Raw genomic sequence first — 14,648 nt, 5'->3', positions numbered from 1 at the left:
GGTTTTGGCCGAGCCAGAGTGCGTCGTGCGCTCCGCTAGCTGCTCAGCTGGCTGTCGAACAGCGCCCGTTCGGCCTCGCCGTTCCACGTGTCGCCCGGCCCGAGCTCCGCGGCGACCTCCGGCAGCTTCTCCCCCAGCTCGTGGAGGCCCATGAGGGGGAGGTCGTGGATCTGGGGGAAGATCAGCACCTTGCCGGAGTAGGTCCCGTCGACCAGGGCCTGGAGGCCGTCCTTGGCCGCCCGCATGCCGCCGACGGCGCCCACGATGGATCCCGGGGAGAGCTGACCCTGGACGGCCAGGTCCACCACCTGCTGCTGGTCGTGGATGGTCAGGCCTGACGTCCCGGTGTACTGGGCGTTGTCCAGGTAGACCCTGCTGAGGTCGAGCGGCGCCAGCGTGCCGTTGGGGACGCCGGCGAAGAAGACCAGCATGCCGTCGGGGTTCATCAGGGTGTCGGCCTCGGCCATCACTCCGGCGATGGGGACGCTGACCACCACGTCGTCGGCCCCCCGACCGTCCGTGAGCCCCATGACGAAGTCGTGCAGGGACTCCGCCGCGGTCTGGGAGTTGAAGGTGATCAGCTCGCAGTCGTTGCTCGCCGCCAGGTGGCCCAGCCGGTCCTCGAGGCTCTTCAGGCGTTCGTCGCTCACCTCGGTGGCGACGATCGTGCGGGGACCGTCGGGCTGCTGGATGGCCCTCTGGACGTGCATCAGCCCCATGGGACCGCCGGCGCCGACGAAGACCGTCGTCCCCCGCGAGCGCAGGTCGGCCCGGTTGCGCGCCTCTCCGTAGGAGGCGGCGATGTCCGGGCCGCGACCACCGACATAGGCGGTGTAGTCGTAGTGCAGGCGGCCCACGTCGGTGTCCACCAGGCCGTCGAGCGCGGTCTCGCCCACCATGTTGAGCGTGCCTCGCCGGGCGATGTGCTTCGCGACGGCACCCACGGTCGCCGCGGAACGCGGGTCGAGCACGACGATGTCGTCGAAGCCGGCACCTTCGGTCAGCTCGTCCACCAGTGCCTGGAAGTCGTCGGCGCCGAGGCCGTCGCGCACGACGGTGGTGGCCGAGGTGCGCTCCACGAGCTTCGCCACCGACGCGGGCACGTCGGTCATCACGATGGTGGCCGGAGCGTCCAGCCCGGTCGAGAAGGTGTAGTCCCGCTCGTCCCCCGGCCGGCCGACGATCCACATCGTCCCGCCCGCCCTGGGCTCCAGCCGGCGACGCTGGGTGTAGGCCGCCATCACGCACCCCCAGGGCTCCAGCGTCGAGGCCTCGGCGTACCCCATCATGTCGGGCAGGGGCAGCAGGCACGCCCCGTCGTCGGTCTCGAGCATCTCCGCGCCCATGAGGTGGTACTGGATCAGCCCGCCGGGGATCGTGTAGCCGTAGGCCGTGCTCCTGCCGTCCTGGTAGATGTCGGGCTGCACGGCCAGCCGCTGGCCGGCGTGGTAGCGGTCCTTGAGGTTGTCGCCGACCTCGATGACGGTGAGGCTGACCTCGTGGCCCAGCCGCGTGGGGTCCGCGGACAGGTCGCGGTCGTAGAGCTTGGGGTGGCTGCCGCCCTGCCGCATGATCTTCACGTCGGAGAAGCAGAGCCCGACGCTGTCGATCCGCACGAGCATGTGGTCGGCATCGGGCCGGGGAACGGGGACCAGCTCGGGCGCTCCGTCCTTGCCCATGTTGTCCTCCCCCGCGCCGTGCAGGTTCCAGGCCCAGGCCTCCTCCGGCAGGTCGGAATCGGCCGCGCGGTAGCGGTCGTACGCTGAAGTCATGCTTCCTCCGTCGTGAGGTGGGTGGGTCTCAGTGGCCGAGCAGCTCGCGGACGGCGGCGCGCGCCGCCATCGGGTCGGGCGCGCCGAGGGCGGCCTCGGCCGCGGCCTCGCACGTCTCGAAGCTGACCTTGCCGAGCTGGGCGCCGACGGGACGTACGGCGCGTGCCGCCATGGAGAGCGAGGAGATGCCCATCCCGATCAGCGCCGTGGCGAGCAGCGGATCGGCGGCGGCCTCGCCGCACACGCCGACCGGCTTGCCGGCCTCGGTGCCGGCGTGGGCGGTGATCGCGATGAGCTGCAGGACCGCCGGCTGCCAGGGATCGGTGAGGTGGGCGAGGTCGGTGGCCATGCGGTCGGCGGCCATGGCGTACTGGGTGAGGTCGTTGGTGCCGATCGAGAGGAAGTCGACGACCTCGAGCATGCGGTGCGCGAGCAGCGCCGCGCTCGGGATCTCGACCATCACGCCGGCCTTGAGCCCGCGCTCGCGCACCTTGCCGGCGAAGTCGGCCGCCTCGGCGACCGTGGCCACCATCGGGGCCATCACCCATGTCTCGGTGCCGGTGCGCTCGACCGCCGCGGCGATGCCGTCGAGCTGACGGTCCATCAGGGCGGGGTTGCCGAAGCTGAGGCGCAGGCCGCGCACGCCGAGGGCGGGGTTCTCCTCGCCCTCCTGGGTGGCGAAGGCGATCGGCTTGTCCGAGCCGGCGTCGAGCGTGCGTACGACGACGTAGCGGCCGTCGGAGTAGGGCGCGAGGACCTCGGAGTAGATGTCGGCCTGCTCCTCCACGCTCGGCTCGTCCTTGCGGTTGAGGAAGCACAGCTCGGTGCGGAACAGGCCCACGCCCTGCACCGGCTCCCCGCCCGCGGACTGGGCCGAGGCGCCGTCGGCGACGTTGGCCAGCAGCTTGACCGGCATCCCGTCGGAGGTCGCCGCGGGGCCGCTCCAGCTCGCGAGCTCCTCGCGCACCCGGCGGCTCTCCTCGACGCGCGAGCGTGCCTCCTCGGGGTCGGCGCCCTGCTCGATGGTGCCGGCCTCGCCGTCGACGACGACGAACGTGCCCGCCGGGACGTCCATCACGCCGGCCGCCCCGACGACGCAGGGGATGCCGAGCTGCCGCGCGATGATCGCCGTGTGGCTGGTGGCGCCGCCGCGCTCGGTCACCAGCGCGGTGACGAGGTCGGGGTCGAGGCCGGACGTGTCGCTCGGCGCGAGGTCCTCGGCCACCAGGATCGACGGCTCGCTCGGGGTCGGCACGCCGGGGGCGGGCTCGCCCACGAGGTGCGCGACCACGCGACGCTCGATGTCGCGCAGGTCGGTGACGCGCTCGGCCATGAGGCCGCCCATGTTGGTGAAGATGGTGACGAACTGCTCGACCGCCCCCTGCACGGCGGCGACGGGCCCCTGGCCCCCCTGCAGGTTCTTCGCGACACCGGAGCGCAGCCCCTTGTCGCGCGCCAGCCCGGCGCTGGCGGTGAGCACCTCGGCCGCCGCCCCCTGGGCGGAGGCGGCCTTGGTGGTGAAGGTCTCGGCGACCGCGGCCACCGCGTCGTCGTAGGCCGCCAGGGCGGCGCCGGCGTCGGCGAAGTCGCCGTCACCGAAGCGCGCGATCGCGTCGGGCGACACCTCCCCGCGCACGTGGAGGACCGGGCCGGCGGCGACGCCCGGCACCACCGGGGTCCCGCTGAGGGTGTTCGCGGGCGACTGCGCGGATGTGGTCATGGACACACCGTAGGACACGGGTAGGTTGACAAGCAACACATTCGGGACTAAAACAACACATACACAGATCGACTCCCCGGAAAGGTGGACCGATGTACGCGGAAGAGCGTCAGCAGGCGATGGCCCACCTGATCAGTCGGCGCGGCCGGCTCTCGGTGGTCCAGCTGGCCGAGCAGTTCGAGGTCACCACCGAGACCGTGCGCCGCGACCTGTCCACGCTGGACCGGATGGGACTGGTCCGACGCGTCCACGGTGGCGCAGTGCCCGCCGGTTCGCTCACCGTCATCGAATCAGGCATCGGCGAGCGTGACCAGTCCAACACGCAGGCCAAGGAGGCCATCGCCAATGCCGCTGTCTCCCTGCTGCCGCCCCCGGACTCGGTCGTCGTGATCGACGCGGGCAGCACCACCGCACGCTTCGCGGCCGCCCTCCCCCGCGACTACCGGCTGGTCGTCATCACCCATGCCGTCCCGGTCGCCACCCGACTGGCCGGCCTGCCCCAGATCGAGCTCCACCTCCTGCCGGGCAAGGTCCGCCCCACCACCCATGCCGCGGTGGGTGCCGAGACCGTCGCCGCCCTGGCCGACCTGCGGGCCGACGTGGCGTTCCTGGCCACCAACGGCCTCACCGTCGGGCACGGACTCACCACCCCGGACAGCGAGGAGGCGGCCAGCAAGCGCGCGATGATCGCCTGCGCCCGCAAGACCGTGGTCCTGGCCGACTCCACCAAGCTCGGGGTGGAGGCGGCCGTGCGCTTCGCGACCCTCGACAGCATCGACGTGCTGGTCACCGACAGCGACGTGGAGCCGGCCGACCGACGCGCGCTCGAGGACGCCGGCATCGAGGTGGTGGTCGCATGATCCTGACCCTGACCCCCAACCCCAGCATCGACCGCACGGTCGCCCTCGACGGCGAGCTGCAGCGCGGCCAGGTGCACCGGGTGGCGTCGGTGACCTCCCAGGCGGGAGGCAAGGGCGTCAACATCTCCCGCGCGGCCGTCAGCGCCGACATCCCCAGCATCGCCGTCGTACCCGCCGCGAAGGACGACGCCTTCGTCCTCGATCTGCTCGGCGCGGGCATCGACTGCCGGCCGGTGCGCCCCGCCGGCGACGTACGGGTCAACCTCACCGTCACCGAGCCCGACGGCACCACCACCAAGCTCAACTCCCCCGGGGCCGCGGTGCTGCCCCTCCACCTCGAGCTGATGGCCCAGGCCGTGCTGGTGCGCGCCTCGAGCGCGGACTGGACGGTGCTCGCCGGCTCCCTGCCCGCGGGCGCGCCCGCCACGTTCTACGCCGACCTCCTGCGACGACTCCGCGAGGTGGGCGGCCGCGTGGCGGTCGACACGAGCGAGGCCCCCCTCCAGGCGCTCGTCGACGCGCTCCCCGCCTCGGCACCCGACCTGATGAAGCCCAACGGCGAGGAGCTGGCCTCCTTCACCGGCGGCGACGCCGACGAGCTGGAGTCCGACCCGCGGGCGACCGCGGCGGCGGCGCGCCAGCTGATCGAGCGCGGCGTCGGGGCGGTCCTGGCCACCCTCGGCGGCAACGGCGCCGTGCTGGTGACGCCCGAGGGCGCCTGGCACGCGAGCCCGCCCCCCACCACAGTCGTGAGCACCGTCGGTGCGGGCGACTCCAGCCTCTTCGGCTACCTGCTCGGCGACATCCGGGGGCTGCCCGCCCCCAAGCGCCTGGCACTGGCCGTCGCCTACGGCAGCGCCGCCGCAGGTCTCCCCGGCACCACCATCCCTCTGCCGTCGCAGCTCCGCACGGAGCTGGTCGACGTCACCGTCCTCACCCCCGGAGGCACAGCATGACCGCACTCATCACCACCGACCTCGTCCGGTTGGGCGCCGACTGGGGCGCCGACAAGCACGACGTCATCCGCGCGCTCGCCGGCGTCGTCGACGACGCCGGTCGCGCCACCAGCAAGGACCAGCTGATCGAGGACGCGTTCGCCCGCGAGTCCACCTCGGCGACGGGCCTGCCGGGCGGCATCGCGATCCCGCACTGCCGCACGGCCGGCGTCGACGAGCCGACGCTCGCCTTCGCGCGGCTCGAGCCGCCGGTCGACTTCGGCGCCAAGGACGGGCCGGCCGACCTCGCGTTCCTGATCGCCGCTCCCGCCGGTGGCGACGCCGACCACCTCACCATCCTCACCAAGCTGGCGCGCGCGCTGGTCAAGCCCGCCTTCACCGACGCGCTCCGGTCCGCGGAGAGCGACGAGGAGGTCGTCGACCTGGTCGCCCACGAGCTCGGCGAGCCCGCCGCCGCGAAGAGCGCCGCTCCGGCGTCGGGCGCACCGTCGGGTGCCGCCGTCCCGGGTGGCGGCGAGACGACGGCTCCCGGCCAGGCAGCCGACGCAGCCGCGCCCGCGCCCGCCGCCCCCGCGACCACCACCGCGACTGCCGGCTCGGGGACCACCACGTCCCTCGTCGCGGTCACCGCCTGCCCGACCGGCATCGCCCACACCTACATGGCCGCCGAGGCCCTCGAGGCCGCTGCGGAGCGCGCCGGCGTCCCGCTCCAGGTCGAGACCCAGGGCTCCGCCGGGTCGACGCCGCTCTCCCCCGACACGATCGCGGCCGCCGGTGCGGTGATCTTCGCCGTCGACGTGGGTGTGCGCGACCGGTCCCGGTTCGCCGGCAAGCCGATGGTGAGCTCGGGCGTGAAGCGTCCGATCGACGACGCGGACGCGATGATCGCCGAGGCCCTGCGCTACGCCGCCGACCCGGCGAGCGCGCCCAAGGTCGAGGGCACCGCGTCCGACTCGAGCGGCACGACGACCGGCACGGAGTCGTTCGGCGCGAAGACCCGTCGCGTGCTGATGACGGGTGTCTCCTACATGATCCCGTTCGTCGCCGCCGGTGGTCTCCTCATCGCCCTCGGCTTCCTCTTCGGCGGCTACGAGATCGTCAACGACGGCCAGACGATCGCGGTGGACAACACCTTCTTCAACCTCCCCGACGTCGAGGAGCTCGGCCTCGACCACGCCCTCGGCGGCAGCGCGTTCTTCGCCTACATCGGAGCGCTGCTCTTCACGCTCGGCGCAGCGGCCTTCGGCTTCCTCGTGCCGGCCCTGGCCGGCTACATCGCCTACGCCATCGCCGACCGCCCCGGCATCGCCCCGGGCTTCGTGATGGGTGCCATCGCCGGCACCATCAACTCCGGCTTCCTCGGCGGCATCGTCGGCGGCGTCCTCGCCGGCATCGTGGCACTGTGGATCTCGCGCTGGAAGGTCCCCGTGTGGATGCGCGGGCTGATGCCGGTGCTCGTCATCCCGCTGCTGGCGACCCTCATCTCCGGCTTCGTGATGGTGGTCGTGCTGGGCAAGCCCCTCGCCGCCCTCATGGAGGCGCTGTCCGACGGCCTCAACAGCCTGCAGGGTGGCTCGGCGATCGTCCTCGGCGTCATCCTCGGCCTGATGATGGCCTTCGACATGGGTGGCCCGCTCAACAAGACCGCCTACGCCTTCGCGACCACCGGTCTCGGCGCCGCGGCCACCGCGACGGACGCCCCCGAGCTCAAGGTCATGGCAGCCGTCATGCTCGCCGGCATGGTGCCGCCCCTGGCCCTCGCGCTGGCCACCGTCGTACGCCCCGGCCTCTTCACCGTGCCCGAGCGCGAGAACGGCAAGGCCGCCTGGGCGATGGGCGCGTCCTTCATCACCGAGGGCGCGATCCCGTTCGCGGCCGCCGACCCGCTGCGCGTGATCCCGTCCATCATGGCGGGCAGCGCGCTGACCGGAGCGCTGTCGATGGGCCTCGACGTGGGGCTGCGCGCCCCGCACGGCGGCATCTTCGTGCTCTTCGCTGTCGACGGCGTGCTCGGCTTCGTCATCGCGCTCGTCGCGGGCGTGCTGCTCAGCGCCGCGCTCGTCATCGCCCTCAAGAGCGTGGGCTCCCGCGACTCCGACGTCGCTACCGTCTGACCCGCACGACCGATCGACCCGACCCAGCCCGACCCAGCCCGACCCCAAGGAGAACCATGCCCAGCAAGTCCGTCGTCGTCGGCTCCGCCGTCGGCCTCCACGCCCGTCCCGCCGCGCTCATCGCCGAGAAGGCCGCCGAGCTCGGCTCGGACGTGACCATCAACGGCGTGGACGCCAGCTCCTCGCTGATGATCATGACCCTCGGTGCCGGCAACGGCGACACCGTCGAGGTCGCCGGCGACGACCAGGCCGCGGTCGACACCATCGCCGCGCTGGTCGAGCAGGACCTCGACGCCTGAGCACCTGATCCGTCGCTGACCGCGCCGTGGGCGGTGCGTCAGCCACCTGTCGTACGTCGACGAGGTGGCTGCCGCACCGCCCGCGCGCACGTCCGGGCCGACACGCCGTCGGCGGTGCCCCACCCACGTCCGGCGGCGCAGCCATGGGGCTGGCGCACCGCTCGGGGAGCGTCAGCGGCGCTCGCGCGTGGCGAGGTAGACCGTGCGCATGCCGACGGCGCGCTCGAGCTGGCTCTCGACGACGGAGAAGAACTGGCGCCGGTAGGTGTCGTCGGTGACGGCCGAGACGGTGAAGTAGAAGCCGCTGAAGGACGCGAGGAACAGCGAGACCTTCACCAGCGAGAGCGACACGTGGGACACGAACGGCGCCTCGCCGACCGACGCCGCGCCGGTCCACGCGAGCTGGGTCTCGGTCTCCATGACCAACGACCCGAACAGCATGAAGAACACGAACACGGTCACCGCGAGCAGCAGCACCTGCACGGACTGGATGACCAGGAGCACGAGGATCAGGTTCCAGCGCTCGAAGCCCGAGACCTGGGCGTGCTCCTGCGGGTCGATCCGCGGGTCGGCGGCGACCTCCCGGCTGGCCTCCTCGAGCGGCGTCCCGGCGCACGCCCGCACGATGAAGGCGTCGTCCACCTCGTCGTCGACCCGGTCGACCTCCTCGGGCAGCCGTACGAGCAGGAAGAGCACCGCGAGGCCGAACATCAGCAGCACGGTCACCCAGAGCAGCCCGAAGGGCAGGTTGGTGGTCATCTGCCAGGCCTCGGCGTTGACGAAGAGGAACGTCACGAAGACGAGCAGCAGCGGCAGCGCCCGCGAGGCCATCGGCACGAGGAAGCGCACGCTGCCGAGCGTGCGGGACAGCGCGAAGCCGAGGATGGGGCGCGCGTGCAGCGCGGTGGAGGCGTACCAGAGCAGGGCGAGGCCGGTGACCGACATCCAGACCGCCGGCCCGGCCGAGTACGACGACTCGGTCGCCGAGGACGACTCGACCAGCCACGCGAGCACGCCGAGGCCGGCGGCGAGCAGGGCGAGCACCAGCGCCAGGGACACCAGGCGCCTGGGTCGCAGCCCGGCCCGCGCGGCGGCGCGCTCCTCGGCGACGAAGTAGGGCAGGCCGTGGGCCAGGAACCACGCCTCTACGGCGGTCCGGTCCCCCGTCACGCGAGCAGGTCCCGCGCCCGGCGTACGTCGTCGTGCATGGTCTCGACGAGGGCCTCCATGCCCTCGAACTTCACCATCCCGCGCAGCCGGTCGACGAAGGCGACCTCGACCTCGACGCCGTAGAGCTCGAGGTCGTCGCGGTCGAGGACGTAGGACTCTACCCGGCGGTCGCGCTCGCCGTCGAAGGTCGGGTTGGTGCCGACCGAGATCGCGGCGGGATAGGTCTCCCCCGTGTCGAGGCGGGTGAGCCGGCCGGCGTAGACGCCGTCGGCCGGCGCCGCGTCGACGGGCGGGATCGGGACGTTGGCCGTCGGGTAGCCCATCTCGCGGCCTCGCTTGTCGCCCTCGACGACGGTGCCGCGGACCGTGAACGGGCGGCCGAGCGCCTCGGCCGCGCCCGCGACGTCGCCGGTGGCCAGGCACTGGCGGACGTAGGTCGAGCTCCACACCTGCGGGCCCCCGTCGAGGGCCACCCCGACGGTCTCGAAGTCGCGGGACGCACCGGCCTCGACGAGCGTGGCGACCTCGCCGGCCGCCTTGGCGCCGAAGCGGAAGTTGGCGCCGACCACGACCGCACCGGCGTGCAGCGTCTTGACGAGGATCCGGTCGATGAAGTCCAGGGGCGACCACGACGCGATCTCGCGGTCGAAGGCGATGACCAGGATGGCGTCGACGCCGGCGCCCTCCAGCAGCCGGGCGCGGGTGTGGATCGAGGTGAGCGTGGGCGGGGCGTGCTCGGGCCGCAGCACCGCCATCGGGTGCGGGTCGAAGGTCACCGCCACGACTGTGTCGATGCCCAGGCGCTCGGCGGTCGTCCGCGCCTCTCGCAGCACGTGGGCGTGACCGAGGTGCACGCCGTCGAAGTTGCCGATGCTGACCACGGTGCGGCCGAGGTCGGCCGGCACGTCGTCGACGTCTCGCCAGATCTGCACCCGCGCAGCCTACTGGCGGGCTCAGACGAAGACGGCGACCGGTCGGGCCTGCTGGCCGCGCCGCTCGTAGAGCGCGAGGAACTCCCCGCCCGGCGCGAACACCGCGTGCGGTCCGTCGGCGGGGAGGGCGAGGTCGAGGGCCCGGCCGAACCGCACGTGGGCCGCCTGCTCCTCGTCGAGCTCGACGACGGGGAACGTCGACCGCGCAGCGTCGGCGATGGGGAGCACCGTGACGTTCTCCGACAGCTGCTCGAGGGTGCGGGCGACGGAGAGGTCGAAGGGCCCGACGGCCGTACGCCGCAGAGCGGTCAGGTGCCCACCGACGCCGAGCGCCGCGCCGAGGTCACGGGCGATCGCGCGGACGTAGGTGCCCGAGGAGCACCGCACGGAGATCCGCACGTCGGGGAGCGCCACCTCGTGCACGACCAGCTCGTGGATGGTCACGGGGCGGGCCTTCAGCTCGACCTGCTCGCCGTCGCGCACCCGCGCGTAGGCCCGCTTGCCGTCCACCTTGATGGCGGACACGGCAGTCGGGACCTGCTCGATGTCGCCGACGAACCGCGCCAGCGCAGCGCGTACGTCGTCCGGGTCGACGCCGTCGGTGGTCGCGGTCGCGGTGACCTCGCCCTCGGCGTCGTCGGTCGTGGTCGAGACGCCGAGCCGGATCGTGGCGACGTAGGCCTTCTCGGTCAGCATGAGGTGGCCGAGCAGCCGCGTGGCGCGCTCGACGCCGAGCACCAGCACGCCGGTGGCCATCGGGTCGAGGGTGCCGGCGTGGCCGACCTTGCGGGTGCCGGCGAGCCGGCGGACCCGGGCCACCACGTCGTGCGAGGTCATGTCCGGGGCCTTGTCGACGACGACGAGCCCGGGCTGGACCATCAGGCGCGGTCGTCCGTGCTGTCGAGGTCGATCCCGTCGGCCTCGTCCTCGTCGGCCTCGTCCTCGTCGGCCTCGTCCTCGTCGGCCTCGTCCTCGATCACGCGCGGCTTCTTGTAGGGGTCGGCCTCGCCGGCGTAGGCCTCGACCCGCCGGGCGGCGACCTCCTCGTCCTGCTGCCGGGCGCGCTCGAGCACCTCGTCGAGCGCACGGGCGCTCTCGGGGAGCGCGTCGGGGATGAAGGTCAGTGACGGCACGATGCGCATGCCGAGCTGCTTGGCGACCTCGGAGCGGATCACGCCCTTGGCCGACTCGAGGGCCGCGGCCGTGCTGGCCAGCTCCTCCTCGGTGCCGAGCACCGTGTAGAAGATCGAGGCCTGCTGGGAGTCGCCGGTCACGCGGACGTCGGTGACGGTGACGAAGCCGAGGCGCGGGTCCTTGATCCGGCGCTCGAGCATCTCGGCGACGATCACCTGGATCCGGTCGGCGATCTTGCGCACGCGGGGGTTGGTCATGGACGTACTCGCTTCGCTCCGTGCGCCCACAAGGCTCGTGGTGCGCTGTGTTGTCCGATTCGCTCGCTGCGCTCGCTCATGGAACCAGTCTCTCCTACTCGTGACCGGGCACTTCCTCGCGCCCACAGACGCTGACCGGGCACTTCCTCGCGCTGTAGCGCGAGGAAGTGCCCGGTCGAGCTCGTTCAGCGCGAGCAAGTGCCCGCTCGGTGATCAGCTGCGCGGGATCTCGCGCATCTCGAAGGCCTCCACGAAGTCGCCGATCTTGATGTCCTGGAAGTTGCGGAGCACCAGACCGCACTCGAAGCCCTCGCGGACCTCGGACGCGTCGTCCTTCTCGCGTCGCAGCGAGGCGAGGTCGAGGTTGTCGGCCACGACCGCTCCGTCGCGCAGGATCCGCACCTTGGCGTTGCGGCGGATGACGCCCGACGTGACCATGCAGCCTGCGATGTTGCCGGCCTTGGACGAGCGGAAGATCTCGCGGATCTCCGCCTGGCCGAGGGTCGACTCCTCGTAGACGGGCTTGAGCATGCCCTTGAGCGCTGCCTCGATCTCCTCGATCGCCTGGTAGATGACCGAGTAGTAGCGGATCTCGACACCTTCCTTGTCGGCCATCTGGCTCGCCTTGCCCTGTGGGCGGACGTTGAAGCCGATGATGATGGCGTCGGAGGCTGCGGCGAGGTCGACGTTGGTCTCGGTGATGGCACCGACACCGCGGTCGATCACGCGGAGGGAGACCTCGTCGCCGACGTCGATCTGCGACAGCGCGTCCTCGAGCGCCTCGACCGAGCCGGACACGTCGCCCTTGAGGATGAGGTTGAGCTCCTGGCTCTCGCCCTTCTCCATGGAGGCCATGAAGTCCTCGAGGCTGCGACGCACGCGACGCTTGGCCTGCATGGCCGCACGCTCACGCGCCTCACGCTTCTCGGCGATCTGGCGGGCCATGCGGTCGTCGTCGACCACGATGAAGTTCTGGCCCGCACCCGGCACCGCCGAGAGGCCCAGCACCATCGCCGGACGCGACGGGTCGGCCTCGGTGATCTCCTGGCCGTGCTCGTCGAGCATGGCGCGCACACGACCGTGGGCCGGACCGGCCACGATCGAGTCGCCGACACGGAGGGTTCCGCGCTGGACGAGCACCGTGGCGACCGGACCGCGACCGCGGTCGAGGTGTGCCTCGACCACGAGGCCCTGGGCGTCCTGCGTCGGGTTGGCCCGCAGGTCGAGCGAGGCGTCCGCGGTCAGGACCACGGCCTCGAGCAGCTTGTCGAGGTTGAGCCCGGCCTTGGCCGAGACGTCGACGAACATCGCGTCGCCGCCGTACTCCTCGGGGATCAGGCCGTACTCGGTGAGCTGGCCGCGGACCTTGGTCGGGTCTGAGTCCGGCTTGTCGATCTTGTTGACCGCGACCACGACCGGTACGCCGGCGGCCTTGGCGTGGTTGAGCGCCTCCACCGTCTGCGGCATGACGCCGTCGTCGGCCGCGACCACGAGGATCGCGATGTCGGTCGCCTGCGCACCACGAGCACGCATGGCGGTGAACGCCTCGTGACCCGGGGTGTCGATGAGGGTGATGCGGCGGTCCTCGCCGTCGACCTCGGTGTGGACCTGGTAGGCACCGATGTGCTGGGTGATGCCACCGGCCTCCTTGTCGACCACGTTGGCGTCACGCAGCGCGTCGAGGAGCTTGGTCTTTCCGTGGTCGACGTGACCCATGACGGTCACGACCGGCGGTCGGACGACCAGGTCGGCCTCGTCGCCCTCGTCGGCGCCGAACTCGAGGTCGAACGTCTCGAGCAGCTCGCGGTCCTCGTCCTCGGGGGACACGATCTGCACGACGTAGTTGAGCTCCTCGCCGAGCAGCTCGAACGTCTCGTCGCCCACCGACTGGGTCGAGGTCACCATCTCGCCGAGCGAGAACAGCATCTGGACCAGGGCGGCCGCGTCGACATTGATCTTCTCGGCGAAGTCGGTCAGCGAGGCGCCGCGCGGGAGACGCACGGTCTCGCCGTTGCCCTTGCGGACCCGCACGCCACCCAGGGTCGGGGCGTCCATCGCCTCGAACTCCTGACGACGCGCCCGCTTGGACTTGCGACCGCGACGCGACGGACCGCCGGGGCGACCGAAGGCACCCTGGGTCTGACCGCGCTGGCCGGGACGACCGCCACCGGGACGACCGCCACCGGACGGGCCGAAGCCGCCGGGACGACCGGGAGCGCCACCGGGGGCACCGGCGCCGGGACGACCCGGGGCGCCGCTGCGACCGGGAGCACCCGGACGGCCGGGGCCGCCACCGGGGCCACCGCGGGCCGGGCGTCCGCCCGGACCGTTGCCGAACGCAGCCGGAGACTTGGGCATCATCGCCGGGTTGGGACGCGGCATGCCGGGACGGGCGTCGCCGCCGGCCGGCGGACGCGGCGGGCGGTTGTCGTCGCCACCGGTGCGCGGGGCGGGCCGCTGGCCCATGCCCTGGCTCGGGGCGAACGGGTTGTTGCCCGGGCGCGGGGCGCCGGGACGACCGACCGGGCGGGGAGCCGGGCTCGGGGCCTTCGCGGCCGGGGCGGCAGGCGCCTCGGGCTCGGCCGGCGGAGCCTTGGGCTCGGCGGCCGGGGCCTTTGGGCCGGGCCTGGGGCCCGGACGCGCGGCGGGCGCTGCCGGCTCGGCGGCAGCAGGGGCAGCGGTCTCGGCGGGTGCCTCGGCCGGCGTCTCGACCGGGGCCGCGGCGGCCGCGGGGGCCTCGGGCTCGGTCGCGGCGGGTGCCGGTGCGGGCTTGGGGCCGGGCTTGGGCGCGGCCTTCTTGGCGGCCGGCTTCTCGGCCGGTGCCGTGTCGGCGGCGGGAGCGGAGGCCGCTGCGGCCTTCAGCTCGTCGCCGTACTGCTTCTTGAAGCGCATCTCGACGGGAGGCTCGACAGTCGACGATGCCGACTTGACGAACTCCCCCATCTCCTTGAGCTTCTCGAGAACGAACTTGCTCTCGACTCCGAACTCCTTGGCGAGTTCGTGGACTCGGGTCTTTGCCACGGTTGTTTCTGCTCCTTCTGGTCCGTGACCCCAGAAGGAGAGGGGAAACGGAACAGCTAGTGGGTGTGCAAACTCATCGCGAGTTACTCATCGAGTGCTCATGAGCTGCGTGCTCCAGTTTCTGGTCGGTGCTGCGGTGGATCGGACTGGTGGATCTGTGCGAGGTGGTCGGCCACCGGTGCCGTGCTGAGCCCCTCGCCGGAGCGCAGGGCCCGGGAGAACGCCCGGCGTCGCACCGCGAGCTGCCAACACTCCGACGTGGGGTGGACGTGCGCCCCGCGGCCGGGTGCCCGGCGGTCCGGATCGGGCACCAGGGCGGGTCTGCCCTCGGCGTCCGAGCCTGCGACCACACGGAGCAGCTCGCTCGCAGCGGCCTTCGCCCGACAACCCACGCAGGTCCGGACGGGTCCGGG

At 72.4% G+C, this 14,648-nt stretch carries 12 protein-coding genes; 4 read left to right on the top strand and 8 right to left on the bottom strand.

The features are described 5' to 3' along the window. Window positions 1-35: 35 nt before the first annotated feature. Complete coding sequence (locus NCI01_RS04770; RefSeq protein WP_254180335.1) at window positions 36-1,772, bottom strand: zinc-binding dehydrogenase; 1,737 nt, start codon at window positions 1,770-1,772, stop codon at window positions 36-38. A gap of 28 nt (window positions 1,773-1,800) precedes the next feature. After that, on the bottom strand, window positions 1,801-3,492 hold the full coding sequence (gene ptsP, locus NCI01_RS04765) for a phosphoenolpyruvate--protein phosphotransferase (RefSeq protein WP_254180334.1): 1,692 nt from the start codon (window positions 3,490-3,492) through the stop codon (window positions 1,801-1,803). 92 nt (window positions 3,493-3,584) lie between these two features. Between ptsP and NCI01_RS04760 the strand changes: the two genes are divergently transcribed. From NCI01_RS04760 to NCI01_RS04745, 4 genes are read left to right on the top strand one after another with little or no spacing between them, the layout of a single operon-like run. Continuing rightward, window positions 3,585-4,352: a DeoR/GlpR family DNA-binding transcription regulator gene (locus NCI01_RS04760; protein WP_254180333.1), complete on the top strand. Its 768-nt coding sequence runs from the start codon at window positions 3,585-3,587 to the stop codon at window positions 4,350-4,352. After that, a complete protein-coding gene (locus NCI01_RS04755) occupies window positions 4,349-5,308 on the top strand; it encodes a 1-phosphofructokinase family hexose kinase (protein WP_254180332.1) in 960 nt (319 codons plus the stop codon). The genes NCI01_RS04760 and NCI01_RS04755 overlap by 4 nt, the downstream gene beginning before the upstream one ends. Further along, window positions 5,305-7,422 (top strand): PTS fructose transporter subunit IIABC, encoded by a 2,118-nt coding sequence (locus tag NCI01_RS04750; protein WP_254180331.1) that lies wholly within the window; start codon window positions 5,305-5,307, stop codon window positions 7,420-7,422. The genes NCI01_RS04755 and NCI01_RS04750 overlap by 4 nt, the downstream gene beginning before the upstream one ends. A 56-nt stretch (window positions 7,423-7,478) precedes the next feature. Then, window positions 7,479-7,721, top strand: coding sequence for an HPr family phosphocarrier protein (locus NCI01_RS04745; protein WP_254180330.1), 243 nt, complete (start codon window positions 7,479-7,481; stop codon window positions 7,719-7,721). A gap of 171 nt (window positions 7,722-7,892) precedes the next feature. On the opposite strand, the gene NCI01_RS04740 is transcribed toward NCI01_RS04745, so the two are convergent. The 6 genes from NCI01_RS04740 to NCI01_RS04715 form a co-directional block, all read right to left on the bottom strand. Next, window positions 7,893-8,891, bottom strand: a complete 999-nt coding sequence (locus NCI01_RS04740) for a hypothetical protein (protein ID WP_254180329.1) — start codon at window positions 8,889-8,891, stop codon at window positions 7,893-7,895. Continuing rightward, window positions 8,888-9,823: a bifunctional riboflavin kinase/FAD synthetase gene (locus tag NCI01_RS04735; RefSeq protein WP_254180328.1), complete on the bottom strand. Its 936-nt coding sequence runs from the start codon at window positions 9,821-9,823 to the stop codon at window positions 8,888-8,890. The genes NCI01_RS04740 and NCI01_RS04735 overlap by 4 nt, the downstream gene beginning before the upstream one ends. A gap of 21 nt (window positions 9,824-9,844) precedes the next feature. Further along, a complete protein-coding gene (gene truB, locus NCI01_RS04730; RefSeq protein ID WP_254180327.1) occupies window positions 9,845-10,702 on the bottom strand; it encodes a tRNA pseudouridine(55) synthase TruB in 858 nt (285 codons plus the stop codon). Continuing rightward, the gene (rbfA, locus tag NCI01_RS04725; protein ID WP_254180326.1) at window positions 10,702-11,214 is read right to left on the bottom strand and encodes a 30S ribosome-binding factor RbfA; all 513 of its coding nucleotides are present in this window, start codon (window positions 11,212-11,214) and stop codon (window positions 10,702-10,704) included. The genes truB and rbfA overlap by 1 nt, the downstream gene beginning before the upstream one ends. A 213-nt stretch (window positions 11,215-11,427) precedes the next feature. Further along, complete coding sequence (gene infB / locus NCI01_RS04720) at window positions 11,428-14,235, bottom strand: translation initiation factor IF-2 (protein ID WP_254180325.1); 2,808 nt, start codon at window positions 14,233-14,235, stop codon at window positions 11,428-11,430. Between the two features lie 98 nt (window positions 14,236-14,333). Further along, on the bottom strand, window positions 14,334-14,627 hold the full coding sequence (locus NCI01_RS04715) for a YlxR family protein (RefSeq protein ID WP_308213194.1): 294 nt from the start codon (window positions 14,625-14,627) through the stop codon (window positions 14,334-14,336). Window positions 14,628-14,648: the final 21 nt, after the last annotated feature.

It is taken from the genome of Nocardioides pinisoli, assembly GCF_024199985.1.
Taxonomy (GTDB): Bacteria; Actinomycetota; Actinomycetes; order Propionibacteriales; family Nocardioidaceae; genus Nocardioides; species Nocardioides pinisoli.
This window is presented reverse-complemented; position numbering and strand designations above follow the sequence as displayed.

Coding starts and splice junctions, on each gene's coding strand:
- NCI01_RS04770 (WP_254180335.1), bottom strand. CDS start 1,772: ATGACTTCAGCGTACGACCGCTACCGCGCGGCCGATTCCGACCTGCCG.
- ptsP (WP_254180334.1), bottom strand. CDS start 3,492: ATGACCACATCCGCGCAGTCGCCCGCGAACACCCTCAGCGGGACCCCG.
- NCI01_RS04760 (WP_254180333.1), top strand. CDS start 3,585: ATGTACGCGGAAGAGCGTCAGCAGGCGATGGCCCACCTGATCAGTCGG.
- NCI01_RS04755 (WP_254180332.1), top strand. CDS start 4,349: ATGATCCTGACCCTGACCCCCAACCCCAGCATCGACCGCACGGTCGCC.
- NCI01_RS04750 (WP_254180331.1), top strand. CDS start 5,305: ATGACCGCACTCATCACCACCGACCTCGTCCGGTTGGGCGCCGACTGG.
- NCI01_RS04745 (WP_254180330.1), top strand. CDS start 7,479: ATGCCCAGCAAGTCCGTCGTCGTCGGCTCCGCCGTCGGCCTCCACGCC.
- truB (WP_254180327.1), bottom strand. CDS start 10,702: ATGGTCCAGCCCGGGCTCGTCGTCGTCGACAAGGCCCCGGACATGACC.
- rbfA (WP_254180326.1), bottom strand. CDS start 11,214: ATGACCAACCCCCGCGTGCGCAAGATCGCCGACCGGATCCAGGTGATC.